The following is a 24,842-nucleotide window of genomic DNA, read 5'->3' as shown; positions in this document are numbered from 1 at the left end:
TTGACCGCTCAGTTGAAGAAGCGCTGGCCGTTCTTGGCCATTTCACGCAGCTTGGCGGTCGGGTGGTACAGCGGCCCCAGGTCGGCATACTGATCGGCCAGGGCGACGAATTCGGCCACACCGATCGAGTCGATGTAACGCAGCGCACCACCGCGGAAGGGAGGGAAACCAATGCCGTAGACCAGGCCCATGTCAGCTTCGGCGGCGGTTTCGACAATGCCGTCTTCCAGGCAACGCACGGTCTCCAGGCACAGCGGGACCATCATCCAGTTGATGATGTCTTCGTCAGTGACTTCACGCTGCTCGAACACGATCGGTTTGAGCACGTCGAGCACGGTGGCATCGAAGACCTTCTTCGGTTTGCCGCGCTTGTCGGTTTCGTAGGCGTAGAAGCCCTTGCCGTTCTTCTGGCCCAGGCGGTTGGCCTCGTACAACGCGTCGACCGCCGAGCGGCGCTCGTCCTTCATGCGATCCGGGAAGCCTTCGGCCATGACGTCACGGCCATGGTGACCGGTGTCGATGCCGACCACGTCCATCAGGTAGGCCGGGCCCATCGGCCAGCCAAACTTTTCCATGACCTTGTCGATGCGCACGAAGTCGACACCGGCGCTGACCAGCTTGGCAAAACCACCGAAGTACGGGAACAGCACGCGGTTGACCAAAAAGCCCGGGCAGTCGTTGACCACGATCGGGTTCTTGCCCATCTTCTTGGCGTAGGCCACGGTGGTGGCGACCGCCACGTCACTGGACTTCTCGCCACGGATCACTTCAACCAGCGGCATCATGTGCACCGGGTTGAAGAAGTGCATGCCGACGAAGTTTTCCGGGCGCTTGAGCGCCTTGGCCAGCAGATTGATCGAGATGGTAGAGGTGTTGGAAGCGAGGATCGCATCGTCCTTCACCTGGCCTTCCACTTCCGCCAGTACCGCTTGCTTGACCTTCGGGTTCTCGACCACAGCCTCGACGACGATGTCGACATTGGCGAAATCGCCATAGGACAGCGTCGGGCGAATGGCGTTGAGGGCCTCGGCCATCTTGGCCGGGGTCAGGCGGCCCTTCTCGACGCGGTTGCCGAGCAGCTTGGAGGCCTCGTTCAGACCCAGCTGAATGGCTTCCTCGCGGATGTCTTTCATCAGGATCGGCGTACCTTTGACCGCCGACTGGTAGGCGATACCGCCGCCCATGATGCCGGCGCCGAGCACGGCGGCCTGCTTCACGTCGTGGGCGATCTCGTCATGCGCCTTGGCCTTGCGCTTGAGTTCCTGATCGTTCAGGAACAAGCCGATCAGGCTCTCGGCGACCGAGGTCTTGGCCAGCTTGGCAAAGCCTGCGGCTTCGACTTCCAGGGCCTTGTCGCGACCGAAGTTGGCGGCTTTCTGGATGCTCTTGATCGCTTCGACCGGGGCCGGGTAGTTCGGGCCGGCCTGGCCAGCGACGAAGCCCTTGGCAGTCTCGAAGGCCATCATCTGCTCAATGGCATTGAGCTTGAGCTTTTCCAGCTTCGGCTGGCGCTTGGCCTTGTAGTCCAGCTCGCCACTGATGGCACGCTTGATCAGGTCGAGGGCACCGGCCAGCAGCAGCTCAGGGGCGACCACGGCGTCGACGGCCCCCACTTTCAGGGCATCTTCGGCACGGTTTTCCTTACCGGCGGCGATCCACTCGATGGCGTTGTCCGAGCCGATCAGGCGCGGCAGGCGCACGGTACCGCCGAAGCCCGGGTAGATACCCAGCTTGACTTCCGGCAGGCCGATCCTGGCGCTGGTGGACATGACCCGGTAGTCGGCCGCCAGGCACATTTCCAGGCCGCCGCCCAGCGCGATGCCGTTGATGGCAGCCACGGTCGGCACTTCGAGGTCTTCGAAGGCGTTGAAGATGCGATTGGCTTCCAGGTTGCCAGCGACCAGTTCGGCCTCAGGCAGCTTGAAGTTGTCGACGAACTCGGTGATGTCGGCGCCGACGATGAACACGTCCTTGCCACTGCTGACGATCACGCCCTTGACCGAAGCATCGGCCCGGATGGCATCGACGGCCTGGCGCAGCTCGTTCAGGGTAAGGCGGTTGAACTTGTTGACGGACTCACCCTTGAGGTCGAACTTGAGCTCGACGATGCCACTTTCAAGAGCCTTAACCGTGATGGCTTTACCTTCGTAAATCATCAACTGATCTCCACGATATGGAAGCTGAACTGTACACGCCGATCGCTGCAGCAGAAGCAGGCCTAAGCTGCCTTGCCCCAGGCACACCCGTCAGCGCGCTAGTCGGACGTATGGCTTGGCGTCATGACATACAAACGCTCAATTCATACGCCCGTTTGATTTGGGTGTGCACACATTCTCCGAAAAGATGGGCGTTGTCAAATGCTCACGAGCATGGCGAAAACGCGACTTTCCAGTCATTTTCTATCGTGCGGGTACAAAACATGATGACAGTGATCGCCGGTCATTCATGTCAGCGATTGACCACAATCATTGGCTGATTGCTTTGCGCTTGCGCGACAAGCCAAGGCGACTACACTGGCACTTGCTTGAATGAATAACCCGGCCTGCCTGGCCTTTTCTGCGCAGCAGAACGCAAAGCGGCGACTTGGCACCCCACCCCTTCGGGGTTATGCCGAGCCGCCGCTTTGTCGTTACAGAACAGATTGACCAGCCTGGACGCCGCCCCCGTAGGAGCGCGTTTACCCGCGAAGCAGGCACCGCGCAGTTTGGCACCGGCTCTGCCGGTGTTCGCAGGCGAATCCGCGCCTACCGGGGGCGCGCATGGGCGGCGCTCAAGCCAAGGTTTCGAGGGCGTAGGCAACATCCTGCAACACAGCAGTATCGCCACGTTCGGTCCAGTACAGGGCAATCATCCGCGCATCGGCCTCGACCTTGTACACACTCGTCGGCAAGCGCGACAAGGCGCCCATGAAGCGCGGGTCTTCGCAGGGCTCACGCCACTGGTTCCACCACACCCCGGGGCTGACCTGCCAGAAGCTGAAGCTGTCCTCATGCCCACGGCGACGGGCTCGGTGATACTGCGGGCAAGGGCTTGGCGGCTCCTTTTCCAGCCAGTGCGGCCACTGCTGCGGCGCCAGTTGCATGGCCAAACCCATGCGCCGCGCCTCCAGGCGCAACTTCATCTGCTCGCTCTGCTTGCGCGAGCTGCGCAGCCAGGAAAGCGGACTGAGAATCAGCGCAAGGATTGACACCACCAGCAATACCGTCATATCAGTAGTTCCCATAAAGCGTTGCAAATGAGCTGGTTAGCCATTTTTCACGGTAGACCCGCCCTAAAGCGACCATACTTCTTCTATCGCGATTGTCAGGAGTACCGCTCATGCAATACGAACATTTGTTGGTCGCCGTCGACCTGACCGAAGAATGCGACCCGGTGATCAAGCGCGCCATGGCGCTGGCAGAGCCTTCGAATGCCAAGGTATCCCTGGTGCACATCGTCGAGCCGATGGCCATGGCCTTCGGCGGTGACGTACCGATGGACCTGTCGCAGCTGCAACAGCAGCAGTTCGACCAGGCCAAGGAGCGCATGGACCGCCTGTTCAACAAATACCCGGAAATCAACCGCGGCGACTCGCACCTGACCTACGGCCAGCCTCGCCAGGAAATCCACCAGTTGGCCAAGGACCAGAAGTGCGACCTGATCGTTGTCGGCAGCCATGGCCGTCACGGCCTGGCATTGTTGCTGGGCTCCACGGCCAACGATGTGCTGCACGGTGCGCCGTGTGACGTGCTGGCGGTACGCTTGCTGAAGAAGGATTGACTGGACCTGAACCAGCCTCTTCGCGGGCCAGCCCGCACCTGCGAGGGTATGACAATCCCTCCAGGTGCGGCTTTACCCGCGAAGAAGGCGGAACAGGCTAACGCCAATCAGCCTTCCAGCTCAGCCCAGCGCTCCACCAAGACATCCAGCTCACCCTGCAGCTTCTCGATCCGTGCCAGCACCGCCGAAGTTTCTGCAATCGGCCGCTGATAGAAGCCCGCCGCATTCACTTCTTCCTGGGCTTCAGCCATACGCTGCTCCAGCTCATCGATCTGCCCCGGCAGCATCTCCAGCTCACGCTGCAGCTTGTAGCTGAGCTTCTTCTTCGAAGCTTCTTCCACCACCGGCGCCGCAACAGGCTCAGGCTTGGCCTCGACCTTCTCCACCACCGCGCTGTTGAGTGCAGACTTACCACCCTTGCTCTCGGTCACACCCAGCAGCTTCGGCGAGCCGCCCTGGCGAATCCAGTCCTCGTAACCGCCCACATACTCACGCACCTTGCCCTCGCCTTCGAACACCAGGGTGCTGGTCACGACGTTGTCGAGGAAGGCCCGGTCGTGGCTGACCATCAGCACGGTGCCCTTGTAGTTGGACAGCACCTCTTCCAGAAGCTCGAGGGTTTCCACGTCCAGGTCGTTGGTCGGTTCGTCGAGCACCAGCAGGTTGGCCGGCTTGCTGAACAGCTTGGCCAGCAGCAACCGTGCACGCTCACCACCCGACAACGCCTTGACCGGCGTACGCGCGCGCTGGGGGCTGAACAGGAAGTCGCCCAGGTAGCTCAGCACGTGGCGGTTCTGGCCATCGATCTCGATGAAATCACGGCCTTCAGCCAGGTTGTCGATCACGGTCTTTTCCAGGTCGAGCTGGTGGCGCATCTGGTCGAAATAGGCCACCTCAAGCTTGGTGCCGCGCTCCACTTTGCCCGCAGTGGGCTCAAGGTCGCCCAGCATCATCTTGAGCAACGTCGTCTTGCCAGTGCCGTTTGCGCCCAGCAGACCGATGCGATCCTGGCGCTGCAGGACCATGGAAAAGTCCTTGACCAGCAGGGGCCCGTCCGCGTGATGGAAGCTGACATTCTCCAGCACCATCACCTGCTTGCCGGATTTATCCGCGGCTTCGATCTGGATGTTGGCCTTGCCCTGTCGTTCACGGCGCTCGCCACGCTCTACACGCAGGGCCTTCAGTGCACGCACGCGGCCTTCGTTGCGAGTACGGCGGGCCTTGATGCCCTGGCGAATCCACACTTCTTCCTGGGCCAGGCGCTTGTCGAACAGCGCGTTGGCGGTTTCTTCGGCGGCCAGTGCGGCCTCCTTGTGCACCAGGAAGCTGGCGTAGTCACCGTTCCAGTCGATCAGGCCGCCGCGGTCCAGTTCGAGGATACGGGTGGCCAGGTTCTGCAGGAACGAACGGTCGTGGGTGATGAACAATACCGCGCCGTTGAAGCCACGCAGGGCCTCTTCGAGCCAGGCGATGGCACCGATGTCCAGGTGGTTGGTCGGTTCGTCGAGCAGCAGCAGGTCGGGCTCGGACACCAGCGCCTGGGCCAGCAGTACGCGGCGGCGCCAGCCACCGGACAGCTCGGCCAGGGTCTTGTCGGCCGGCAGTTGCAGGCGACTGAGTGTGCTTTCCACCACCTGTTGCAGGCGCCAGCCGTCGCGGGCTTCCAGCTCGTGCTGGACGTGCATGAGTTTTTCCAGGTCTTCATCGCCCTGGATGTTCATGCTCAGGTGGTGGAACTGCGCCAGCAACTCGCCCACGCCGTCCAGACCAGCGGCTACCACGTCGAACACCGTGCGCTCGTCGGCCACCGGCAGTTCCTGTGGCAACTCACCGATCTTCAGGCCAGGCGCACGCCAGATTTCGCCGTCGTCGCCCTTCTGCTCGCCCTTGACCAGGCGCAGCATGCTCGACTTGCCGGTGCCGTTGCGGCCGATGATGCACACCCGCTCGCCACGAGCGATCTGCCAGGACACTTTGTCCAGCAGCGGCATGGCGCCGAATGCGAGGGACACATCGCTGAATTTGAGCAGGGTCATGTTCGTCTCCATAAATCGGGCGCGCATTCTACCTGACTTGGCCCCCGACGGCATCCGCCAGGCCAACCGGTGGGCACCTGGCGACATCTGGTCGAACTTAATATCCCGATACAAGCACAGTGCTTTCACCCACGGCCGGCAAACAGCTAAGCTAAGGCAATAGCTTTCAACAGTGCTGGCTCCGCCGACACTTCCCATGGTTCAACTGCCCGGACGTATCATGCGCAGCCGCCTGTTACATATCGCATCCTGCCTGCTGCTTACCGCTGCCACCAGCGCGGCGCAGGCCACCGACCTGACCCTGCAACGCCAGTACTATGACGAAGCCAAGCGAGCGCTGGCCAAAGGCGACAAAGGCCCGTACCTGCGCTATGCCCAGGCGTTGAGCGACTACCCGCTGACGCCCTACCTGGCCTACGACGAACTCACCGCCCGCCTGAAAAGCGCCAGCAACCAGGAAATCGAAGGTTTCCTGGCCAAGCATGGCGACCTGCCCCAGGCCAACTGGATGAAACTGCGCTGGTTGCGCTGGCTGGCCGAACGCGGCGAGTGGGATACCTTCGTCAAGTACTACGACCCCAAGCTCAACTTCACCGAACTGGACTGCCTCAACGGCCAATACCAGCTCAGCCACGGCTTGCGCGCCGAAGGTTACGCCACCGCCGACAAGCTGTGGAACGTCGGCAAATCGCAACCTGCCGCCTGCGACACGCTGTTCGGCATGTGGGCAGCCGAAGGCCAGCTGACCGAGGCCAAGCGCTGGGAACGCACCAAGCTGGCAGCCCAGGCACGCAACTACGGCCTGGCCAACACCTTGGTCAAGACCCTGACCACCCTCGGCCCGCAGGGGCGCCTGCTGGTCGACGTCGCGCAGAAGCCCGAGCTGCTCAACCAGCCGTCGCGCTTTACCCCGGTCAACGAGGCCATGTCCGACGTGGTCAGCCTCGGCCTTCGTCGCCTGGCCCGGCAGAACCCGGAGCGGGCCATGGCACTGCTCGACGATTACGCCCAGCGCATGCACTTCTCGCGTGACGAAAAGGTGGCCATCGCCCGCGAAATCGGCCTGACCCTCGCGCGCCGCTACGACCCACGCGCGCTCGACCTGATGACCCGCTATGACCCCGAGTTGCGTGACAACACTGTCAGCGAATGGCGCCTTCGCCTGCTGCTGCGCCTGGGCCGCTGGGAGGACGCTTACGAGCTGACCAAGCGCCTTCCCCAGGACCTGGCCAGCACCAGCCGCTGGAAGTACTGGCAGGCTCGCAGCCTGGAGCTGGCACAGCCCAACAACCCGCAGATCCCGCTGCTGTACAAGACCGCAGCGCGTGAGCGTGACTTCTATGGCTTCCTCGCCGCCGACCGGTCACAAACACCGTACCAGCTGAACAACAAGCCGCTGCTGCTGAGCCCCCAGCTGGTCAAGAAGGTTCGCAACACGCCCGGCATCCAGCGCGCACTGGAATTCCACGCCCGCGGTCAGATCGTCGACGGCCGTCGTGAGTGGTACCACGTCAGCCGCCACTTCACCCGTGACGAAATGGTTGCACAGGCACGCCTGGGCTATGAGCTGCGCTGGTACTTCCCGGCCATCCGCACCATCAGCCAGGCCCGGTACTGGGACGACCTGGACATCCGCTTCCCCATGGCCCACCGCGACACGCTGGTGCGTGAAGCCAAGGTTCGCGGCCTGCATTCGAGCTGGGTATTCGCCATCACTCGCCAGGAAAGCGCCTTCATGGAAGACGCACGCTCACCCGTGGGCGCCAGCGGCCTGATGCAACTGATGCCGGCCACCGCCAAGGAAACCGCACGCAAGTTCAACATCCCGCTGGCCTCACCGGCGCAAGTGCTGAACCCGGACAAGAACATCCAGCTGGGTGCGGCCTACCTGAGCCAGGTACACAGCCAGTTCAACGGCAACCGGGTGCTGGCTTCGGCAGCCTACAACGCCGGGCCCGGGCGCGTTCGACAGTGGCTCAAAGGGGCCAAGCACCTGAGCTTCGATGTGTGGGTGGAGTCGATCCCGTTCGACGAAACGCGCCAGTATGTACAGAACGTGCTGTCGTATTCAGTGATATACGGGCAGAAGCTGAATTCACCGCAGCCACTGGTGGATTGGCATGAACGGTATTTCGATGACATGTGATTGCTGTTGAGCCTGAACCGGCCTCTTCGCGGGTGAACCCGCTCCTGCAAGGGTTACGCGGTCGTTGTAGGAGCGGGTTCACCCGCGAAGAGGCCGGCACAGGCAACACACCTATTCCAGGATTTCTACTTCCATCCCCACCTCCAGCCACCCACTGCCATCCACAGCCAGGTTCTGGCCGAACAGCACGTCGCCTTCTTTTTCGCGGAAAGTCTTCAACGTAACCATCGGCTCACGGTCAGCGCTGCGCTCCCCGGTGGCTGGATCGATGGTCGTGAAGATGCACCGCACACTGGGCTTGAGCACGCGAAACACCAAGCTGCCGATGCGAATCCGCTTCCAGCCATCCTCGGCAAACGGCTCCGCGCCCTGCACCACCAGGTTGGGCCGAAAGCGCCGCATCGACATGGGGCGGCCAATACGCCGGTTAAGCTCATCCAGCGAGCCCTGCCCAATCAGCAGCAAGGGGAAACCATCCGGAAACGCCGCACGGTCACTGTTGAAGCCGTATCCATTGGGCAGGTAACGCGCACGCTGCTCCGGGCAATGTACCAGGCGTACGGCTTTGCCCAGCAACTCACTCAACCAGGCCGCCGCGGCATCGCCAGCGTCCGGCACACGCAGGGTATCGCGCCAGATCGTCACGCCGCGCAGGGCGTCATCGGCAGGCGGCACTGGCACCCGCAACGGCGCCTGTCCAGGGGCTTGCAGCAGCAAATGGCCGCTGTCGTCATCGCTCGCGTCGATCTGGCCAAGTTGTGGCCAGGCACGCTGGGTCAGGAAGCGTCCGTTTTCTTCCTCGACCACCATCCAGCGCCGGTCGCCTTGCAACCCCAGCAACCCCACCGGTGATGCCTTCAGGCTTTGCGCCTGCCCCGACTTCACCGGGTATCGATACAACTCACTGAGAAACATCCCTGCTGCCTCGCTTCATGCCAAAAGCCAAGCTTATACCTGGCCGGCACAACGTTCACGCAGCGGTGGTATCCAGCAGCAGGCGCTGCTTGACCACATCGACCAGGCGATCAGGCTGGAACTTGGAAAGGAAGTTGTCACAGCCCACCTTCTTCACCATGGATTCGTTGAAACTGCCCGACAGCGAAGTGTGCAGCACCACATAGAGCTGGCGCAGACGGGCATCGCTGCGGATCTCGGTGGTAAGCCGATAGCCGTCCATCTCCGGCATTTCTGCATCGGTGAACACCATCAGCAGCTTTTCGCACACGTCCTCGCCGGCGTCGGCCCAAGCCTTGAGCATGCGCAGCGCCTTCAGGCCATCACTGGCCACATGCAGCTTCATGCCCAGCTGGGACAGGGTATCGCGCAATTGCGCCAAGGCCACACTGGAGTCGTCCACCAGCAGCACTTCGCGGCCGCGGGCGCGGGCCAGCACTGGGTCGGCGAGCTTGTCGCCAGAGACCCGGGCGTTGTAGGGCACGATCTCGGCCAGCACCTTTTCCACGTCGATCACCTCCACCAGCTTCTCATCGACCTTGGTGATGGCAGTCAGGTAGTGCTGGCGACCGGCACTGGAAGGCGGCGGCATGATCGACTCCCAGTTCATGTTGACGATGCGGTCGACACCGCCCACCAGGAAGGCCTGCACCGAGCGGTTGTATTCGGTGACGATGATGGTGCTGTCCGGCCCCGGCTGTAGCGGGCGCATACCGATCGCCTGGGACAGGTCGATCACCGGCAGGGTCTGCCCACGCAGGTTGACCACACCGCAGACATAGGCGTGGCGCTGGGGCATCAGGGTCAGCTTGGGCAGTTGCAGTACTTCCTGCACCTTGAACACGTTGATCGCGAACAGCTGGCGACCGGCCAGGCGAAACATCAGAATTTCCAGGCGGTTCTCACCCACCAGTTGTGTGCGTTGGTCTACCGTGTCGAGAATGCCAGCCATTGGAAAGCCCCCAGGCTTGAGTCGTAAAAGGTGAAGTCATCTACCCTGTATCGGCGGCTTCACGCACACCTTGACCCTTGCAGGAAAATGCCGCGCGGATAATTGATATCACTTTACCATCATGCTTTACTGCCGACACGCCGGGGCAAATCAGGGGCACGACAAAAGTTCCCTACCCTAGCCGTTGATCAGGGAAACCCTTAGCAGCAATCGGGTGCAACCTGATGTTCGCGATATCCTTTAGCCATTAATGTGACGCCATTCTCATTGCATGAATGGAGTCAGGCTTTTGCTAGCTATCGTTTCGGCGTGCCCGCCCCCTGCGCCTACCCCACGCGCGGGGATATGATGATGGACACTGCCTTATCGTTCGATGACGCCCTGCAGGGCTTTCTGCTGGATGCCCAGGTACTGCTGACCCAGGCCCAGGAATGCCTGCAGCATCTGGAGCTTATAGACAATGACCCGGATGCCTGCAGTTGCCTGAACAACACCCTCGACACTATCGCCCGTCAAGCTACGCGCCTGGGCCTGCGTGAAGTTGCCCACTACACCACCGCCCTGCAACAGTTGCTCGCCCCGGCCTGTCACGGTGGCTGCCTGCAGCGTGAAGCCCTACCCGCGATAGGGGCGTGCCTGACCTTGCTGGCCTGGCAGTTGGAGCTGGTCGATAGCCGTACAGGGCGGCTGAACCTGGACATCGGCGAGCAACTGGTGCTGCTGGGTGAATTGGCCAAGGTCGTACAACCCCCCTTTGCGCCAGCCTGTGCGTCCTGCGATGAAGAAGGCAACGCGTGCATTCACCCGCACAGTGACGCGGCAACCGGCACTCTCCCCAACCGCTCTAACCGCATGCATTAACCTGACGCAAAGTGCAACTAAGCAACTTTATTGAAACCCGACCATGGTCGAACTTTGAAAGTTCACCAGGCTTTCGGTGCATGCCGTTGAATCATTGCCGCGCTAGTTACAGCACAAGTGGGTACAGCGCGATTAAAGGGTGGCACTTTGCTACCCGAAAGCGCCCGACCAGTAGGCGTTTCAACGCGTTACCCGGCCGCGACCGATGCAATGCAAAGTGGTAATATGCGCCCCCACAAACGCTTGCGACCGGAACAACGGTGGCAAGAATACGTGTTCAAAAAAACAACGAAAGTACTGCGCCAAAGCCTCTGAGCAGCATTGTGCAAGGCCTCCATCAGCAATACTTCAGTGGCCTCCCTACCTATGTTTCCACGCTTGAAGACTTCTTTGCATTGCTGCTCCCGCGCCGCCGTGCTGCGCTGGGCAACAGTCGGGCTGTGCGTGGCCTCACTGGTTGCCAACATGGCGCTGTACCTGGCCAACCAGACAATCCCGGCCAGCCTGCTGGTGCTGCAGTTGGTCGCCACGCTGGGGGCTGTTGTACAACTGGGCCTGGGCGCCAGATCGATCCACCTGCGCCCCGCCGAGCTGGCCGAGCGCATGCTCAAGGTGCAAGAAGACGAGCGCCAGCATCTGGGCCGGGAACTGCACGACGACATCGGTCAACTGCTCACCGCTGCCAAGCTGCAACTGCAGTGGCTGCAACGGCGCATGCCCGACGAGTTGCAGGGGCACTGCGACGCCCTGCGCAGCACGCTGGATGACACCCTCGGTAACGTGCGCGATGTTTCCGCGCTGCTCAACCCCCGGCAGTTGGCCAGCCTTGGCCTGGAAGCCAGCCTGCGCGCACACCTGGTACGCACCCTGGCCAGCAGCGGCGTGCACTGGAGCCTGGCGTGCAACCAGCGCCTGGGCGGCATCGACGAAGCCGTGGCCATGGCAGTGTTCCGTATTACCCAGGAGGCAGTGACCAACATGCTGCGCCACGCCCAGGCACACAACTTGGTCATCCGCCTGCAACGCACCCCTGAGGGGCTGGCGCTGTCGATCCACGACGATGGTCGTGGTTTCGCCCCTGCCCGGCACCCGGCCGAGGCCGGTCAGCGCGGCCTGGCCGGCATGCAGGAGCGGGTAATCGCGCTGCAGGGCAGCCTCGAGATCACCAGTCAGCCTGGCCGAGGCACGCAGATCGAAGCGATGTTCCCGTGGTCCCCGCGCACCCAGCAACGCGCCAGGAGTATTATCAACCATGACCTGTAGACTACTGCTGGTAGATGACCACTCGCTGATCCGCGCCGGGGTGCGCGCACTGGTCTGCGACATCCCCGGCTATGACGTGGTCGGCGAAGCCGACGACGGCAACCAGCTACTGGACCAGGTGCGCGCACTGGCGCCCGACATCATCTTGCTGGACATCTCCATGCGTTCGACCAGTGGCCTGGACGCCCTCACCCAACTGCGGGCCAGCGGCAGTACCTGCAAGGTGCTGATCCTGTCCATGCACACCGACCCGGACCTGATCATGCGGGCCCTGGAAAGCGGCGCCCACGGCTACCTGCTCAAGGATACCAGCGCCAACGAGCTGGAACAGGCGCTGGGTGCCGTCCGCCACGGTGAGCGCTACCTCAGCCCGGCCATCGCCCACACCGTCATCAACCAGGCGCTGCGGCACACCCAACAAGGCAAGCCAAGCGCTGGCGAACGGCATAATCTGACTTCACGGCAACTTGAGATCCTGCGCCTGATCGTGCGCGGCAAGTCCACCCGGGAGATCGCTGGGGGCCTGGGCCTGTCCATCAAGACCGTGGAAACTCACCGCTCGCAAATCATGAAGCGCCTGCAGATTCACGACGTGGCCGGCCTGGTGCTGTTCGCCGTACGCGAAAAAATCATCAGCCTGGATGACTGAGCAACGGCGACCCGGCCGGCAGGTGCAGGTGCAACGCCGCCGGCCTTGCCTGAAAGCGCAGGCTGGCAGCCTGCAACGGCTCGCCATCGAGATTGATGTCCAACCCTTGCGAACTCTTGATCTCGACCCATGGCAGCCTGGCCCGAACGAACAGGCCGTCACCACCCAACAGGTCCCGCAGAGCCCCCACCACTTCCTGTGGGGCAGGCAGAATAGCGACGTCAAGCAAACCGTCGTTGACCATGGCTTCGGGGCACAGCACCTGCCCTCCCCCAGCCTGTCGGCCATTGCCGATACCCAGCGCCAGCAAATCCCCTTGCCAATGGAAGCCCGGCCCCTGTAGCTCCACCGAAGCCGCCTGTAGCTCACTGAAGCGGGACAACCCGGTGAACAGGTAAGCCGCAGCGCCCAGCACTTTCTTGAGGTCTTCGGAGGTATTGGCAGTGACCTGGCTGCCAAAGCCACCCGTGGCCATGTTGAGGAACAGCTGATCGCCAGCCTGCCCCAGGTCTATCGGTTGTGGCGCGACATTCAGCAAGGCCAGCGCCGGTGCCGGCTCCAAGGGGATGCCAGCGGCTTTGGCAAAATCGTTGGCCGTCCCCAAGGGCAACAAGGCCAGGCTGGCTTGAGCAGCAGCCAGGCCCATTGCCTCAGCCACATCACGCAACGTGCCGTCCCCGCCACCGGCGACGATATGGCTGTAGCCCGCTGCCAGTGCCTCGGCGACCAGCCGTTGGGCGTCGCCCGCCTCCCAGGTAACCCGTACGTCCAGCACCCAGCCACTATCGCGCAGGTCGCCCACGGCGCTGCGCACGTCTTCGTTCATCGCCTGCTTGCCGTGCAGCACCAGCATTGCCTTGCGCCCTTGCATGTATGCGTCTCCGTAAAATGGACCACCCCCTATCTCGACCACTGGCCCGCCCGGATCGTTGCATGCCCTGGAAAAAACACTGGGCCGGCGCCACGCCGGCAACTGATCGCGTCGCCGGTCATTTTTTCCACACTTGGCAATCCCGGCTATGCTCAGAAAATACCCCTATTGCCATGGACGCGCCCGGCAGTGGCTCCCCCACTGCTGCCAACGGGCGCGTTTTGCTATCTGCAGCCTTTCTTGAGGACTTCGGGTCATGCGCATTCTCTGGACACTGCCCTACCTGCCTTGGCCGACCACCAGCGGCCACAAGACCCGGCAATACCATCTGCTGCGTGCGCTGGCCCAGCGCGGTCACCGGATCACCCTGCTGGTGCAGTCGAAAATCCCTCTCAGCGATGCAGCACGCGAGGCCCTCGAGCCACTCCTCGAACGCCTGATCGTGCTACCCCGCAGGCCGCTGCACAGCCCACTCAACCTACTGGCATCCCCCATCATCGACTACCCCATGCGGGCAATCATCAATGGCCTGGCGCCTTGCCTGCGGCACCGGTTCGAGCAACTGCTGGACGAACCCTGGGACGTGATCCAGATCGAGCACAGCTACAGCTTCCAGCCGTTCGAAAAAGCCCTGCAGGCTCGCAGGCTGCCCTACATGCTTAGCGAGCACACCCTGGAGTCGGTAATGGGCGGTGCCTGCCACGATCGCCTGCCGCTGTGGCTGCGCCCGCTCAACGCCTTCGACCGCTGGCGCTACCGGCGCTGGGAACACCGTGTGCTGCGCCAGCCCACCGAACTGGTGGCTGTCAGCGCCCACGATGCCGAGCTGATCGCGCAGATCAGCGGGCGCCCGGTGAATGTGGTGGTCAACGGCGTGGACTGTGATTTTTACCAGCAGGTGCAACCTGCGCTGCACAGCCAGCGTTTGTTGTTCGTCGGCAATTTCGAATATGGCGCCAATCTGGAGGCCATCGAGTGGGCACTGGACGACATCATGCCGAAGGTGTGGATGAGCAACCCGGCGGTGCGTCTGGCGATCGCCGGGCATGCCATGCCGGCCAACTGGAAGCTTCACTGGAACGACCCACGCATTGAATGGTTCGGCTACCGCCCCGACCTGCGTGAACTGCAACGACGTTCCGCACTGTTCTTTGCCCCCCTGCGCTATGCCGGTGGCTCGAAGGTGAAAATCCTCGAAGCGATGGCCGCAGGCTTACCCGTGATCACCACCGAAAAGGGCGTTTCAGGCCTGACCGTGAATAACGGCGAGCACTACCTGGGCAGTGACGACGGTGATCAACTGGCATTGCTGATCACCCAGTTGCTCAATCAGCCCTGGCGCATGAGCCAGTTGAGCGATGCCGGGCGCCAGTTTGCCCGCCAGCGCCACGACTGGAGCGTGGCTGCCCAACAACTGGAAACTGTGCACATACGCCTGACTCAGGCGGCACCGGCCGAGGCCGCGCCGCTGGCCAGTGCCTGGCTGGGCCGCTCAGCCAAGTAGCTCGCTGAAGGGGATGAATGGCACGTTGTCGCCCTGCTTCGGCGTGCTGCCCTCACGCACTTCCACCAGCCCCTGCGCCCAGGCGGCGCTGCGCAGCACACCCGAGCTCTGGTTCTTGTAGATGCTCACCCGGCCTTGCTCGATGCGCGCGCGCAGATATTCGCGGCGCGTACCCGGCTTGGGCCAGTCAAACCCAGCCGGCATGTCGAAACGCAACGGCGTAACGTCAATCACACCCTGACGACGCAGCAGGTAGGGCCTGGTCAGCAGACCGAAGGTGACCAAGGTCGAGGCGGGGTTGCCCGGCAAGCCAATCACCGGCACGCCCTGGAAGTGGCCGAAGGTCAGCGGCTTGCCCGGTTTGATCGCCAGCTTCCACAACGCCAGTTCGCCGGCCTCGCGCAGGGCAGCACCGAGGTAGTCGGCCTCGCCCACCGAGACACCTCCGGTGGACAGAATCAGGTCTACACCACCCAGTTCAGCCAGGCAGGTGCGAGTGCGCGCCAGGTCATCCGGCAGGATGCCGGCATCGACCACTTCGCAACCCAGCCGCTGCAACCAGCTGATCAGCAGACTGCGGTTGCTGTTGTAGATCTGCCCGGGCCCAAGCGGCAGGCCTGGCTCGACCAGTTCGTCACCGGTCGACAGCACCGCCACTTTCACCTTGCGCACCACGTCCAGACGGCCATGCCCCAAGGTCGCCGCCAGGCCCAGTTCGATCGGTCCAAGGCGGGTGCCGGCGCTCATCACCTGCTCGCCCTTGCGGGTTTCCTGGCCTTGAGGGCGTATGTTCTGCTCGGCGCGCAACACTTCGAGAAAGCGCACCCGGCCATCTTCGAGTACTTCGGTGTTTTCCTGCATCTCGACGCAGTCGGCTCCCTCCGGCACAGGCGCACCGGTGAATATCCGCGCGCAGGTACCCGGTTGCAGCGGCTGGGGCGCATGACCGGCGAAAATACGCTGGCTGACCGGCAGCGGCTGGCCCTGCCAGTCAGCCAGGCGCAAGGCATAGCCGTCCATGGCGCTGTTCGGCCAGGGCGGCAGGTCGAGCGAGGCCATCAGGTCGGTGGCCAGCACGCGGCCCTCGGCTTCGGCCAGCGGCAGGTTTTCGGTCTCGCGGATCGGTGCAGCTTCGGCCAGCGCCAGCAGTTGCTCCAGCGCCTGTTCCACCGGCATCAGCGGCCGGGCCTGGCTGACCTCAGCCACGGCTGTCACAGGCCGCTGCCTGCTTCAGGTGCGCCACGAAGTTGCAAGGGCGATGACGGGCATCGAGCTGCTCGGCCAGGATGCCATCCCAACCGGTACGCACAGCGTTGGTGGAGCCCGGCAGGCAGCACACCAGTGTGCCGTTTGCCAGCCCGGCCAAGGCACGCGACTGCACGGTGGAGGTGCCAATGTCGGCCACGGAAATCTGCCGGAACAGCTCACCAAAGCCGTCTACTTGCTTGTCCAGCAGGCACGCCACCGCCTCTGGGGTGCTGTCGCGACCAGTAAACCCGGTACCGCCCGTAATCAGCACCACTTGCACGTTGTCATCGGCGATCCATGTGGCGACCTGGGCCCGGATCTTGTACAGGTCATCCTTGAGCAGCACGCGCTCGGCAAGGCGGTGACCGGCGGCGCTCAGGCGGTCGACGAACATCTGGCCAGAGGTGTCGGTGTCGAAGGTACGGGTGTCGCTGACCGTGAGTACGGCGATGCTTAGCGCCACGAAGGGGGTATCTGCCTTGGCTTTCATGGGTGTCCGTCACAACAGGATGAGATGGACGCAGTTATATCACAGCGCACCTTTTCCAGCGTTGCCCCCCTAAGCCTTGCCTTGGGTCAAGGGGACAAATTAGTCGCTATGCTGCACTTGGAGTGAACTTGCACTAACGTCCTGCGTCATAAATGTCATCTAGCACCATCGCACTTGGAGAAACACGATGATCAAACGGACCCTACCCGCCTTCCTGCTTGCCTTGGGTTTGGGCGCCCTTGCTGGCTGCTCGACCCCAACCGTCATTACCCTGAACGATGGCCGGGAGATCCAGGCAACCGACAAACCGTCCTACGACGAAGACTCTGGCTTCTATGAATTCGAGCAACTCGACGGCAAGCGCACACGCCTGAACAAGGACCAGATCCGCACCGTCAAAGAGCTCTGATCAAGGCCCCGTTCAGGCTATGGCCCTTTAAACAACAAGGGCTTGCGAGCAAAAACGGGATGCAGTAGGATTTTGTTCATCGGAGTGTAGCGCAGCCAGGTAGCGCGTCTCGTTCGGGACGAGAAGGCCGCAGGTTCGAATCCTGTCTCTCCGACCAAATCCTTGTCAGAAAGCCCGCCATGTGCGGGCTTTTTGTTGTGTGCGAAAAATACGTCAGTGCGCGGTTTCAGCCTATATGGGCACCTGCAACCCCTGCAGATCCAGTCAGGCACTCAGGCGGGAGGTGACTTCGCCCAACTGCCCTGACAAACCATGCAGGCGCTGCCCCGCCTGCTCGGTATGCTGCACCGCTTCCTGGTTGGCCGTGGCAATTCGGGTGATTTCGATCAGGTTGCGCGAGATATCTTCAGCCACACTGGTCTGCTCCTCGGCCGCTGTGGCGATCTGCCGGTTCATGTCGCGGATCGCCTCCACCGCCTGGGTGATACGTTGCAGCATCTGGCCGGCCTGCTCGACCTGCTCAGCCCCTTCCCGGCTACGTTGCTGGCCACTTTCGATGGCCTTGACCGCCTCCACAGCCCCCGACTGTACCGCCTCGATGATCTGGTGAATTTCTGCAATCGACGCTGCCGTGCGCTGGGCCAGGCTACGCACTTCATCGGCGACCACCGCAAAACCACGCCCGGCTTCGCCAGCACGGGCTGCTTCGATGGCCGCGTTAAGCGCCAGCAGGTTGGTCTGTTCAGCAATGCCGCGGATCACTTCCAGCACTTTGCCTATCCGTGTGCTGTCATGCTCCAGATCGCGAATTACCGTTGCCGTGCCGGCGATTTCGCGGTTGACCAGCCCGATGATGTCGATGGTCTGCTGCATCACCTGCTCGCCGGCCTGGGCGCTGTGGTCGGCGTCATCGGCCGCGCGGGCAGCCTCGGCGGCGTGGCGAGCGACCTCTTGGGCAGTGGCGGACATTTCGTGCATGGCCGTGGCCACCTGGTCGGTACGCTGGAACTGGTCATGAGTACCGCGGGCCATATCACCGGCAATACTGCGCAACTGGCCGCTGGCACCTTCCAGCTCCTGAGCGTTGTCCTGCAGCCGGCCGACGGTATCGGCAAGGAAGTCACGCAGGGTGTTGGCCGCTCGCGCCAGGCGCCCCAGCTCATCCTCCCGACGGCTGTCGACCCGGGCAGCAAAGCAGCCCTGGCTGAGCTGCGCGACGTACTCGATCAACTGGCGGATCGGCTCGATCAAGCTTCGGTTGACCAGCCACAGGCTGAGCAGCCCCACCAGCCCCGCAGAAGCCAGCATCACCACCAGGCCCAACCATACCGTGCGCTCGGCACTGGCATTGATGCTGGCTGCACGCTGGCGAGCATCGGCGCGCAGTTGCTCGACCAGTTCGCTCATCTGCTCACTGGCGGCACGATCCACGCCTTTGACCGCCCGGTCGCCCGCTACCGGGTCGCCGCCTGCCGCAAGGAAGGCCTGGCGGCCTTGCGCATAGGCCTGGCTCAACTGGCGGTGGCTGTCGCGCAATTGCTGCAGCGACACCTTGAGCCTGGCATCGCTGTTGTCGATCAATTGCCCGAGCAGTTGCTGTACTTGCTGTTCGCGGGCCTGGAACTGCTGCCAGTACTTGTCCATCTCCGCAGGCTGGCGCCCGCGCAGCAGCACGTTCTTCCATTCCTGCACCTGGATCTTGAACTGCAGGTTGGCTTCGTCAATCAATTGCGAGGCCCGCAGCGGCCCGTCGACCAGCTCGGCGTAGCCACGCACGCTGGACGACAGGAACTGGAAACACACCAGGGCGATCAGCAGCATCGCCAGCACACTGCCGCCGAGCAGCGAGAGAATTTGCACTCTGAGGGATTTACGCAACATCGAGGGTCTCGGAACCAGAGGGAGTAGGCTGAGGCCGCTGTACAGCCTCATTACTGGCAGGCCAAAAAAAAGCTGCCATTACGCAATGGCAGCCAGGTCGAGCACTTACGCAACAGTTGAGGCAAATCTTCTCAGGCAATTACTACAGAAATGTTACAAAGCCACGACACGCTAGCCCGTGGTGAACTGCAGCGCTGCCAGCCGCGCATACAGCGGGCTGTCCTCGATCAACTGACGGTGGGTGCCGACCGCCACCAGCCGGCCTTGGTCGATGACCGCGATGCGCTCGGCATGCTGCACCGTGGCCAGGCGATGGGCGATCACCAGCGTGGTACGGCCGGCCATCAGGCTGGGTAGCGCTTGCTGGATCAAGTATTCGCTTTGTGCATCAAGGGCACTGGTGGCTTCGTCGAGCAACAGGATCGGCGCATCGACCAGCAAGGCCCGGGCAATCGCCAGGCGCTGGCGTTGCCCGCCAGAAAGGCCGATGCCGCCCTCCCCCAGTTGTGTCTGGTAGCCTTGGGGCAGTTGCCGGATGAATTCGTCGGCATGGGCGCCGCGGGCTGCTGCTTCGACTTCGGCCAAGGTCGCCTCGGGCCGGCCATAACGAATGTTGGCCTCCACTGTGCCACGGAACAGCGAGGGGTTTTGTGCCACCAAAGCGAACTGCCGGCGTAGCTGGTCGGGATCAAATTCGGTAACCGGCTGGCCATCGAGCAGGATGCGCCCTTGCTGTGGGTCGTAAAAGCGCAGCAACAAATCGAACAGGGTCGACTTGCCTGCCCCGGAAGGGCCAACCAGGGCGACGGTCTGCCCGGGCTCGATGGTCAGGCTCAGGCCGTCGACAGCTGCCACCGTGGGCCGTGAGGGGTAAGCGAACACCACCTGCTGCAGTTCGATTCGCCCGCTGGCCCGCTGCTGTGGCAGCAGCTGCGCCACGGCGGGCGGCAGGATGGCACTTCGCGCTGCCAACAGTTCGGCAATGCGCTCAGCGGCACCCGCGGCCCGTTGCAGTTCGCCGATCACCTCACTGAGGGTACCGAAGGCGCTGCCGACGATCAGACTGTAGAACACGAATGCAGCCAGCTCGCCTGCGGATATACGCCCGGCGATCACATCCATGCCGCCGACCCACAGCATCACCCCCACCGCCCCCAACACCAGAACGATCACCAGGGTAATCAGCCAGGCACGCTGTGTAATCCGCTTGCGGGCAACAGTAAACGCTGCTTCGACCGTATCGGCGAACAGTTCGCGGTCGTGCGCCTGGTGGTTGTAGGCCTGCACGGTCTTGATCTGCGCCAGCGTCTCAGCCACGTAGCTGCCCACATCGGCGACCCTGTCCTGGCTCTGCCGCGACAGGCTGCGCACACGACGGCCGAACAACAGGATCGGTGCCAACACCAGCGGCAGCGTTACCACCACGATGCTGGTGAGCTTGGGGTTGGTGATGAACAGCAATACCACACCGCCAATGACCATCAGCGCATTGCGCAGGAACATCGACAGCGATGAACCGATCACTGATTGCAGCAAGGTGGTGTCCGCAGTCAGCCGAGACTGGATCTCGGAGCTGCGGTTGTCCTCGAAAAAACCTGGGTGCAGGCCGATCAGGTGATTGAAGACGGCACGACGGATATCGGCCACACAACGCTCGCCAATCCACGACACCAGATAAAAACGGCTGAAGGTACCCACCGCCAGCGCCAGCACCAGCAGCAGGAACAGCCCGATGGTTTGATTGAGCTGGTGCGCGGAGCGGGTCATGAAGCCTTGATCCACCAGCAGGCGGATACCTTGGCCCATCGACAGGGTGATGGCAGCGGTGACCACCAGCGCCAGCAATGCCAGCAGCACCTGGCGGCGATAAGGGCGAACGAACTGCCAAGCCAGGCGCAAGGCGCGGCGTTGGCGCGGGGAAACCGATTCGGGCATGACGACGACCACAAAAGGTGGGGAAGCGGCAGCCTACCACTCATCCCGGTCGGGAGACTGCATGAAGGTTGCTATAACGCATCGATCTAAACAGCTTATGGAGCTTTCACAGGGTTTCTGCTGGACTGTTGCTGCCGTGACCCGGAAGCTGTCACAGGCCAGTCACGGCGCAGGGCTACCCTGAGCTTGAACCTGAAGAGGAGACAGTGCATGAGCTTGCAGCATGGCAGTGATAACCAGAAGCCCCAGACCTCCCCGCAACAGCAAGTATGCGGTTCGATCATCGACGCCAAGGGGCGCGAAGTGCCGATCACCGAGCAGATGATCCAGCAGGCCTGCAAGGCCCTGGAAGAAAGCCGTGTCGAGCGCGTACGCAAAGGTTGATCGGCGAATTCTTTGCAACCCGGCGCTTGCGCCGGGTTTTTATCTGCCCAGCCAGTGGGCTTGGCCGCCCCAACGGGCAACCGCACCTACCTGCAAGATCAAGACAAGGCTTGCTTAGACCAACACCCCACCCAAGGCACTGACCAACTGTGCCAACTGCGGCGCCTCCCCGTGCAAGCGCACTGCCAGCCCCTCGATCTCGCGCCTAGGTGGGTATTGCTTGCGCAACTGGTCGAACGCCGCTCGCTGTTGCTGCGGATCATCGCTCAGGCTACGGCGGAAATCGGCATCATCACGGCGCGGGTCATACACGGCGCGACACAGGGTGGCCATGGCCCATGACAGGTCGGTGCTGGCATCCAGCTCGATCTGCGCCAGCGGTGGTTTGGGCAGCAGCTCGGCCAGTCGCACCTGCTCGTTCACACCGAGGAAGCGGCAAAGCGCTTGGTAGATCTGCGCCGTGCCACGTTGGCGGCCATCGAGGCTATAGCCGGCAATGTGCGGCGTAGCGAGGGTGCACAGGTCGGCCAACGTCAGGTCGACCTGCGGCTCCCCTTCCCACACATCCAGCACCGCGTGCACGTCTTCACGGTCCAGCAGCAGCTCGCGCAGGGCCACGTTGTCCACTACCGGGCCACGGCTGGCGTTTAACAGCCAGGCGCCCGGGCGCAACTGTGCCAGCTGCGCCTGCCCCAGCAGGTGCCAGGTCGGGTGCTGGCCGCCGCGTTGCAACGGGGTATGCAAGCTGATCACATCGCACTGCTGCAGGATGGTTTCGAGGCTGACGTAGTCGCCGCCCTCGGCGGCCTGACGCAACGGGTCGCACACCAGCACCTTCCAGCCCAGGCCATGCAGCACCCGCACGAGGCGGCCACCCACTTCACCCGCGCCCACTACGCCATACACGCGTTCAGGCAATGCCACGCCATCCAGTTCGGCCAGGGTCAGCAGGCTGCCCAGCACGTAATCGACCACGCCGCGGGCATTGCAGCCAGGTGCGCTGCTCCAGCGGATGCCAGCTTCTGCAAAGTAATCCAGGTCCAGGTGATCAGTGCCGATGGTGCAAGTGCCGACAAAGCGTACACGGCTGCCTTCGAGCAGCTGACGGTCGACCTTGGTCACGGAGCGCACCAGCAGGATATCGGCATCCTTGACGCTGGCAGCATCGAGGCTTCGGCCAGGGTAGCGGCGAATTTCACCGAAACCCTGGAAGAAGGCATCGAGCAGCGGGATGTTCTCGTCGGCAACTATCAGCATGGCGCTCTCCTGTCTGGGGAGCGCAGTGTAGGCGCAACGCCGGGCGTGTTCCAGAGCGATTCAGTCGGCTTTCTTGCGGATCCAGTACAGGAAAGTGCCGGCGTCCTCTTGCTGCTGCAGCAGCTCGTGGCCGAGGAAGTTGCAGAACTTGGGGATGTCGCGGCGGGTCGACGGGTCGGTGGCGATGACCTTGAGCAGGCCGCCAGCGGCCAGGTTGCGTACGTGCTGGTGCAGCATCATCACGGGTTCCGGGCAGTTCAGGCCGGTGGCATCGAGGATGGCGTCGGGGGTGAAATCGGTCATGGGGGGCTCCGAAAATGATCGCTATTGTCGCGCATAGCGCGACGCGGTCCAAGCACGGCTTTCAAACCCAGCGCTCTTGATCTTGATCTTGATCTTGATCTTGATCTTCGCGACTTCTGGAGGCCGAACGCAGGCCTTGCGGAGGCAGGTGACGGGCATGGATGCCCGTCAAGCGCTGAGGCCCCAGGATGGGGCCTTCGGCGCGGTCCTGCCGGGAGCAAGGCCGGAGTGAGGGGACCCCGGAGCGCAGCGCAGGGGCCGGATGATGGGAGCGCAGCGTTTTTTGGTTACTTTTTGTCGCGTTTGACAAAAAGTGACTCGCCGTAAGGGCGAAAAGGTGAGTCAGAGTCGCCATCGCAAACGGACGGTTCGCTGAGTCAAAACAGACGAATTTGCTTCTTGCTTCTTGCTTCTTGGATGTGAGCATCCACATCAAGTAGGTATTCATTTGCGACGGTGGCGCATAGTCACCTTTCCGCCCTTACGGCGGGTCCCTTTTTGTCGTGGCAAAAAGGAACCAAAAACCGTCGGCTCCCATCATCCGGCCCCTGCGCTGCGCTCCGGGGTCCCCTCGGCTCCGGGCTTGCTCCCGGGAGGACCGCGCTGCAGGCCCCATCCTGGGGCCCAGCGCTTGACGGGCATCCATGCCCGTCACCTCCCTTCGCAAGCCCTGCACTCGGCCTCCTGAAGTCGCAATCTGCGTCGCCTGAACTATCGCGCGCTTAGAAGCAAAAGCAGAAGCAGAAGCAGAAGCAGAAGCAGAAGCAGAACGACGTGCTGGCCTCAGCGTGGCTTCAAGTCGAGCCGCCGCAGGTGGCAGGTTACTTCTTCACGGTCGTGGTACAGCTGCTTGCAGGCAATCGACACCCTGATCTTGCGTGCCTTGAATGTTGCCTCCATACGGTCGAGCAGGCGCCGTACTTCGGCATAACGCTGCTTCATTGGCAACTTCAGATTGACCACCGCCTCGCGGCACAGCCCCTCACCCAGCCAGGTTTCAATCAGCGAGGTGGTACGCGCCGGCTTCTCGACGATATCGCACACCATCCAGTCTACCGGCTGCTTCGGCTGCCAGGTAAACCCATCGGCCATCAAGTGCTGGACCAGGCCGGTGTCCATCAGGCTTTCGGCCATCGGCCCGTTGTCGATGGCTGTCACCAGCATGCCGCGGCGCACCAGCTGGTAGGTCCAGCCACCCGGCGAGGCTCCCAGGTCGACGCCGGTCATGTCATCACCCAGGCGCTGCTCCCACTGCTCACGCGGAATGAACTGGTGCCAGGCCTCTTCCAGCTTGAGTGTCGAACGGCTAGGTGCCTCGCGAGGGAACTTCAGGCGCGGGATGCCCATGGGCCACAAGGCGCTGTTGCTGGCCGATGCAACGCCGACAAACACCCGGCGGCCGCTGATGAAGGTCAGCAGCAAGCGTGGGCGACCAGGGTCGTCTACCAAGCGGCCGGCCTTCTCCAGGGCCTTGCGCAACGGCACTTCGAACTTTCGGCAGAAGGTGGACAATTCCTTGCCTTCGTTGCTGTCCAGCACCTCTAGCCAAAGGCTGCCGAACACCGGGAAATCAGCCAACTGCGCCAGCAACACACTGATGCGGTCACTTTCCGGCAGTTCGACGTAACCGCCACGTGCCCACTGCCGCGGGAAAATCAGCTGGTTGAAACGCAGTTCCCCCATCAAGCGCTCGGCACCGCCCTCCTCGCTACAGACAAACTCGGCACTGGCACTTTGCGGCTTGCCTTTGGCATAGCCGGCAACACCCAGGCGGGCGGCATGTTCGCTGATTTCGGCGCAAACCTCGCCCTCGAAACCGGGCCGGCAATGCATGAACAGGGTATTCATCTCTCACTCCACTACGGCTGGCGCACCACAGGCGCCGGCAGGGCGGCGATGATAAAGGAAGTTCGGAACCTGCGACACGCCCCGCCGGTCCA

Annotated in this window: 21 protein-coding genes and 1 tRNA gene; 9 read left to right on the top strand and 13 right to left on the bottom strand. The window is 62.6% G+C overall.

Annotated features, from left to right (window positions below; translation table 11 throughout):
* Nucleotides 1-8: 8 nt before the first annotated feature.
* Nucleotides 9-2,156 (bottom strand): fatty acid oxidation complex subunit alpha FadB, encoded by a 2,148-nt coding sequence (fadB, locus tag FQ668_RS10455; protein ID WP_014591781.1) that lies wholly within the window; start codon nt 2,154-2,156, stop codon nt 9-11.
* A gap of 614 nt (nt 2,157-2,770) precedes the next feature.
* Nucleotides 2,771-3,208: a hypothetical protein gene (locus FQ668_RS10445; protein ID WP_019436902.1), complete on the bottom strand. Its 438-nt coding sequence runs from the start codon at nt 3,206-3,208 to the stop codon at nt 2,771-2,773.
* 110 nt (nt 3,209-3,318) lie between these two features.
* Between FQ668_RS10445 and FQ668_RS10440 the strand changes: the two genes are divergently transcribed.
* Nucleotides 3,319-3,759 (top strand): universal stress protein, encoded by a 441-nt coding sequence (locus tag FQ668_RS10440; protein ID WP_019436903.1) that lies wholly within the window; start codon nt 3,319-3,321, stop codon nt 3,757-3,759.
* Nucleotides 3,760-3,866: 107 nt separating this feature from the next.
* On the opposite strand, the gene FQ668_RS10435 is transcribed toward FQ668_RS10440, so the two are convergent.
* Nucleotides 3,867-5,795: an ATP-binding cassette domain-containing protein gene (locus FQ668_RS10435; RefSeq protein WP_014591783.1), complete on the bottom strand. Its 1,929-nt coding sequence runs from the start codon at nt 5,793-5,795 to the stop codon at nt 3,867-3,869.
* Nucleotides 5,796-6,015: 220 nt separating this feature from the next.
* Between FQ668_RS10435 and FQ668_RS10430 the strand changes: the two genes are divergently transcribed.
* Complete coding sequence (locus FQ668_RS10430) at nt 6,016-7,941, top strand: transglycosylase SLT domain-containing protein (RefSeq protein WP_019436904.1); 1,926 nt, start codon at nt 6,016-6,018, stop codon at nt 7,939-7,941.
* 111 nt (nt 7,942-8,052) lie between these two features.
* Here FQ668_RS10430 and FQ668_RS10420 read toward each other — a convergent pair whose 3' ends face one another.
* The gene (locus tag FQ668_RS10420; RefSeq protein ID WP_014591785.1) at nt 8,053-8,856 is read right to left on the bottom strand and encodes an MOSC domain-containing protein; all 804 of its coding nucleotides are present in this window, start codon (nt 8,854-8,856) and stop codon (nt 8,053-8,055) included.
* Nucleotides 8,857-8,911: 55 nt separating this feature from the next.
* Complete coding sequence (locus FQ668_RS10415; protein WP_014591786.1) at nt 8,912-9,847, bottom strand: chemotaxis protein CheV; 936 nt, start codon at nt 9,845-9,847, stop codon at nt 8,912-8,914.
* A gap of 351 nt (nt 9,848-10,198) precedes the next feature.
* Here FQ668_RS10415 and FQ668_RS10410 point away from each other — a divergent pair, with 351 nt between their 5' ends.
* The 3 genes from FQ668_RS10410 (at nt 10,199) to FQ668_RS10400 (ending at nt 12,620) form a co-directional block, all read left to right on the top strand.
* The gene (locus tag FQ668_RS10410) at nt 10,199-10,708 is read left to right on the top strand and encodes a hypothetical protein (RefSeq protein WP_026031879.1); all 510 of its coding nucleotides are present in this window, start codon (nt 10,199-10,201) and stop codon (nt 10,706-10,708) included.
* A 366-nt stretch (nt 10,709-11,074) separates the two neighbouring features.
* Nucleotides 11,075-11,971, top strand: coding sequence for a sensor histidine kinase (locus FQ668_RS10405; protein ID WP_014591788.1), 897 nt, complete (start codon nt 11,075-11,077; stop codon nt 11,969-11,971).
* Entirely contained in the window at nt 11,961-12,620 is a 660-nt protein-coding gene (locus FQ668_RS10400) for a response regulator transcription factor (protein ID WP_019437645.1), read from the top strand. The genes FQ668_RS10405 and FQ668_RS10400 overlap by 11 nt, the downstream gene beginning before the upstream one ends.
* Here FQ668_RS10400 and yegS read toward each other — a convergent pair.
* Nucleotides 12,604-13,491 carry a lipid kinase YegS gene (gene yegS, locus FQ668_RS10395; RefSeq protein WP_053868121.1) on the bottom strand — a complete coding sequence of 296 codons (888 nt, stop codon included), beginning with the start codon at nt 13,489-13,491 and terminating at the stop codon, nt 12,604-12,606. The genes FQ668_RS10400 and yegS overlap by 17 nt on opposite strands.
* A gap of 256 nt (nt 13,492-13,747) precedes the next feature.
* Here yegS and FQ668_RS10390 point away from each other — a divergent pair, with 256 nt between their 5' ends.
* Complete coding sequence (locus tag FQ668_RS10390) at nt 13,748-14,995, top strand: glycosyltransferase family 4 protein (protein WP_019437643.1); 1,248 nt, start codon at nt 13,748-13,750, stop codon at nt 14,993-14,995.
* On the opposite strand, the gene glp is transcribed toward FQ668_RS10390, so the two are convergent.
* Both glp and moaB read right to left on the bottom strand, forming a co-directional pair.
* Nucleotides 14,984-16,210: a gephyrin-like molybdotransferase Glp gene (glp, locus tag FQ668_RS10385; protein WP_019437642.1), complete on the bottom strand. Its 1,227-nt coding sequence runs from the start codon at nt 16,208-16,210 to the stop codon at nt 14,984-14,986. The two genes, FQ668_RS10390 and glp, sit on opposite strands and share 12 nt — an antisense overlap.
* Complete coding sequence (gene moaB / locus FQ668_RS10380) at nt 16,194-16,733, bottom strand: molybdenum cofactor biosynthesis protein B (protein WP_014591793.1); 540 nt, start codon at nt 16,731-16,733, stop codon at nt 16,194-16,196. Before moaB ends, glp begins: the two co-directional genes overlap by 17 nt.
* 187 nt (nt 16,734-16,920) lie before the next feature.
* Between moaB and FQ668_RS10375 the strand changes: the two genes are divergently transcribed.
* A complete protein-coding gene (locus tag FQ668_RS10375; RefSeq protein ID WP_003248738.1) occupies nt 16,921-17,142 on the top strand; it encodes a YgdI/YgdR family lipoprotein in 222 nt (73 codons plus the stop codon).
* Between the two features lie 80 nt (nt 17,143-17,222).
* Nucleotides 17,223-17,299 (top strand) — tRNA-Pro (locus FQ668_RS10370).
* Between the two features lie 107 nt (nt 17,300-17,406).
* Here FQ668_RS10370 and FQ668_RS10365 read toward each other — a convergent pair.
* Nucleotides 17,407-19,023 (bottom strand): methyl-accepting chemotaxis protein, encoded by a 1,617-nt coding sequence (locus tag FQ668_RS10365; RefSeq protein ID WP_026031878.1) that lies wholly within the window; start codon nt 19,021-19,023, stop codon nt 17,407-17,409.
* Nucleotides 19,024-19,194: 171 nt separating this feature from the next.
* Nucleotides 19,195-20,958: an ABC transporter transmembrane domain-containing protein gene (locus FQ668_RS10360; RefSeq protein ID WP_023389407.1), complete on the bottom strand. Its 1,764-nt coding sequence runs from the start codon at nt 20,956-20,958 to the stop codon at nt 19,195-19,197.
* Between the two features lie 210 nt (nt 20,959-21,168).
* Here FQ668_RS10360 and FQ668_RS28520 point away from each other — a divergent pair, with 210 nt between their 5' ends.
* Entirely contained in the window at nt 21,169-21,342 is a 174-nt protein-coding gene (locus FQ668_RS28520; protein ID WP_014591796.1) for a PA1571 family protein, read from the top strand.
* 114 nt (nt 21,343-21,456) lie between these two features.
* Here FQ668_RS28520 and pdxB read toward each other — a convergent pair whose 3' ends face one another.
* From pdxB to rlmM, 3 genes are all read right to left on the bottom strand, one after another.
* Nucleotides 21,457-22,599, bottom strand: coding sequence for a 4-phosphoerythronate dehydrogenase PdxB (pdxB, locus tag FQ668_RS10355; RefSeq protein WP_014591797.1), 1,143 nt, complete (start codon nt 22,597-22,599; stop codon nt 21,457-21,459).
* A gap of 60 nt (nt 22,600-22,659) precedes the next feature.
* Entirely contained in the window at nt 22,660-22,902 is a 243-nt protein-coding gene (gene tusA / locus FQ668_RS10350) for a sulfurtransferase TusA (protein ID WP_003248727.1), read from the bottom strand.
* Nucleotides 22,903-23,685: 783 nt separating this feature from the next.
* On the bottom strand, nt 23,686-24,750 hold the full coding sequence (gene rlmM, locus FQ668_RS10340; protein WP_004577178.1) for a 23S rRNA (cytidine(2498)-2'-O)-methyltransferase RlmM: 1,065 nt from the start codon (nt 24,748-24,750) through the stop codon (nt 23,686-23,688).
* Nucleotides 24,751-24,842 lie beyond the last annotated feature (92 nt).

It is taken from the genome of Pseudomonas sp. Kh14 (genome assembly GCF_900291005.1).
GTDB classification, from domain to species: domain Bacteria; phylum Pseudomonadota; class Gammaproteobacteria; order Pseudomonadales; family Pseudomonadaceae; genus Aquipseudomonas; species Aquipseudomonas alloputida.
Note: the sequence above shows the minus strand (reverse complement) of the source record. Positions and strands in the feature narration are given on the sequence as shown.

Excerpts from the sequence above, each read along its gene's own strand:
- moaB (WP_014591793.1), bottom strand. The coding sequence starts at position 16,733 with ATGAAAGCCAAGGCAGATACCCCCTTCGTGGCGCTAAGCATCGCCGTA.
- FQ668_RS10415 (WP_014591786.1), bottom strand. The coding sequence starts at position 9,847 with ATGGCTGGCATTCTCGACACGGTAGACCAACGCACACAACTGGTGGGT.
- FQ668_RS10375 (WP_003248738.1), top strand. The coding sequence starts at position 16,921 with ATGATCAAACGGACCCTACCCGCCTTCCTGCTTGCCTTGGGTTTGGGC.
- FQ668_RS10365 (WP_026031878.1), bottom strand. The coding sequence starts at position 19,023 with ATGTTGCGTAAATCCCTCAGAGTGCAAATTCTCTCGCTGCTCGGCGGC.
- yegS (WP_053868121.1), bottom strand. The coding sequence starts at position 13,491 with ATGCAAGGGCGCAAGGCAATGCTGGTGCTGCACGGCAAGCAGGCGATG.
- FQ668_RS10400 (WP_019437645.1), top strand. The coding sequence starts at position 11,961 with ATGACCTGTAGACTACTGCTGGTAGATGACCACTCGCTGATCCGCGCC.
- rlmM (WP_004577178.1), bottom strand. The coding sequence starts at position 24,750 with ATGAATACCCTGTTCATGCATTGCCGGCCCGGTTTCGAGGGCGAGGTT.
- tusA (WP_003248727.1), bottom strand. The coding sequence starts at position 22,902 with ATGACCGATTTCACCCCCGACGCCATCCTCGATGCCACCGGCCTGAAC.
- FQ668_RS28520 (WP_014591796.1), top strand. The coding sequence starts at position 21,169 with ATGAGCTTGCAGCATGGCAGTGATAACCAGAAGCCCCAGACCTCCCCG.
- FQ668_RS10430 (WP_019436904.1), top strand. The coding sequence starts at position 6,016 with ATGCGCAGCCGCCTGTTACATATCGCATCCTGCCTGCTGCTTACCGCT.
- fadB (WP_014591781.1), bottom strand. The coding sequence starts at position 2,156 with ATGATTTACGAAGGTAAAGCCATCACGGTTAAGGCTCTTGAAAGTGGC.
- FQ668_RS10445 (WP_019436902.1), bottom strand. The coding sequence starts at position 3,208 with ATGACGGTATTGCTGGTGGTGTCAATCCTTGCGCTGATTCTCAGTCCG.
- FQ668_RS10390 (WP_019437643.1), top strand. The coding sequence starts at position 13,748 with ATGCGCATTCTCTGGACACTGCCCTACCTGCCTTGGCCGACCACCAGC.
- FQ668_RS10405 (WP_014591788.1), top strand. The coding sequence starts at position 11,075 with ATGTTTCCACGCTTGAAGACTTCTTTGCATTGCTGCTCCCGCGCCGCC.
- FQ668_RS10420 (WP_014591785.1), bottom strand. The coding sequence starts at position 8,856 with ATGTTTCTCAGTGAGTTGTATCGATACCCGGTGAAGTCGGGGCAGGCG.
- FQ668_RS10360 (WP_023389407.1), bottom strand. The coding sequence starts at position 20,958 with ATGCCCGAATCGGTTTCCCCGCGCCAACGCCGCGCCTTGCGCCTGGCT.
- FQ668_RS10410 (WP_026031879.1), top strand. The coding sequence starts at position 10,199 with ATGGACACTGCCTTATCGTTCGATGACGCCCTGCAGGGCTTTCTGCTG.
- pdxB (WP_014591797.1), bottom strand. The coding sequence starts at position 22,599 with ATGCTGATAGTTGCCGACGAGAACATCCCGCTGCTCGATGCCTTCTTC.
- FQ668_RS10440 (WP_019436903.1), top strand. The coding sequence starts at position 3,319 with ATGCAATACGAACATTTGTTGGTCGCCGTCGACCTGACCGAAGAATGC.
- FQ668_RS10435 (WP_014591783.1), bottom strand. The coding sequence starts at position 5,795 with ATGACCCTGCTCAAATTCAGCGATGTGTCCCTCGCATTCGGCGCCATG.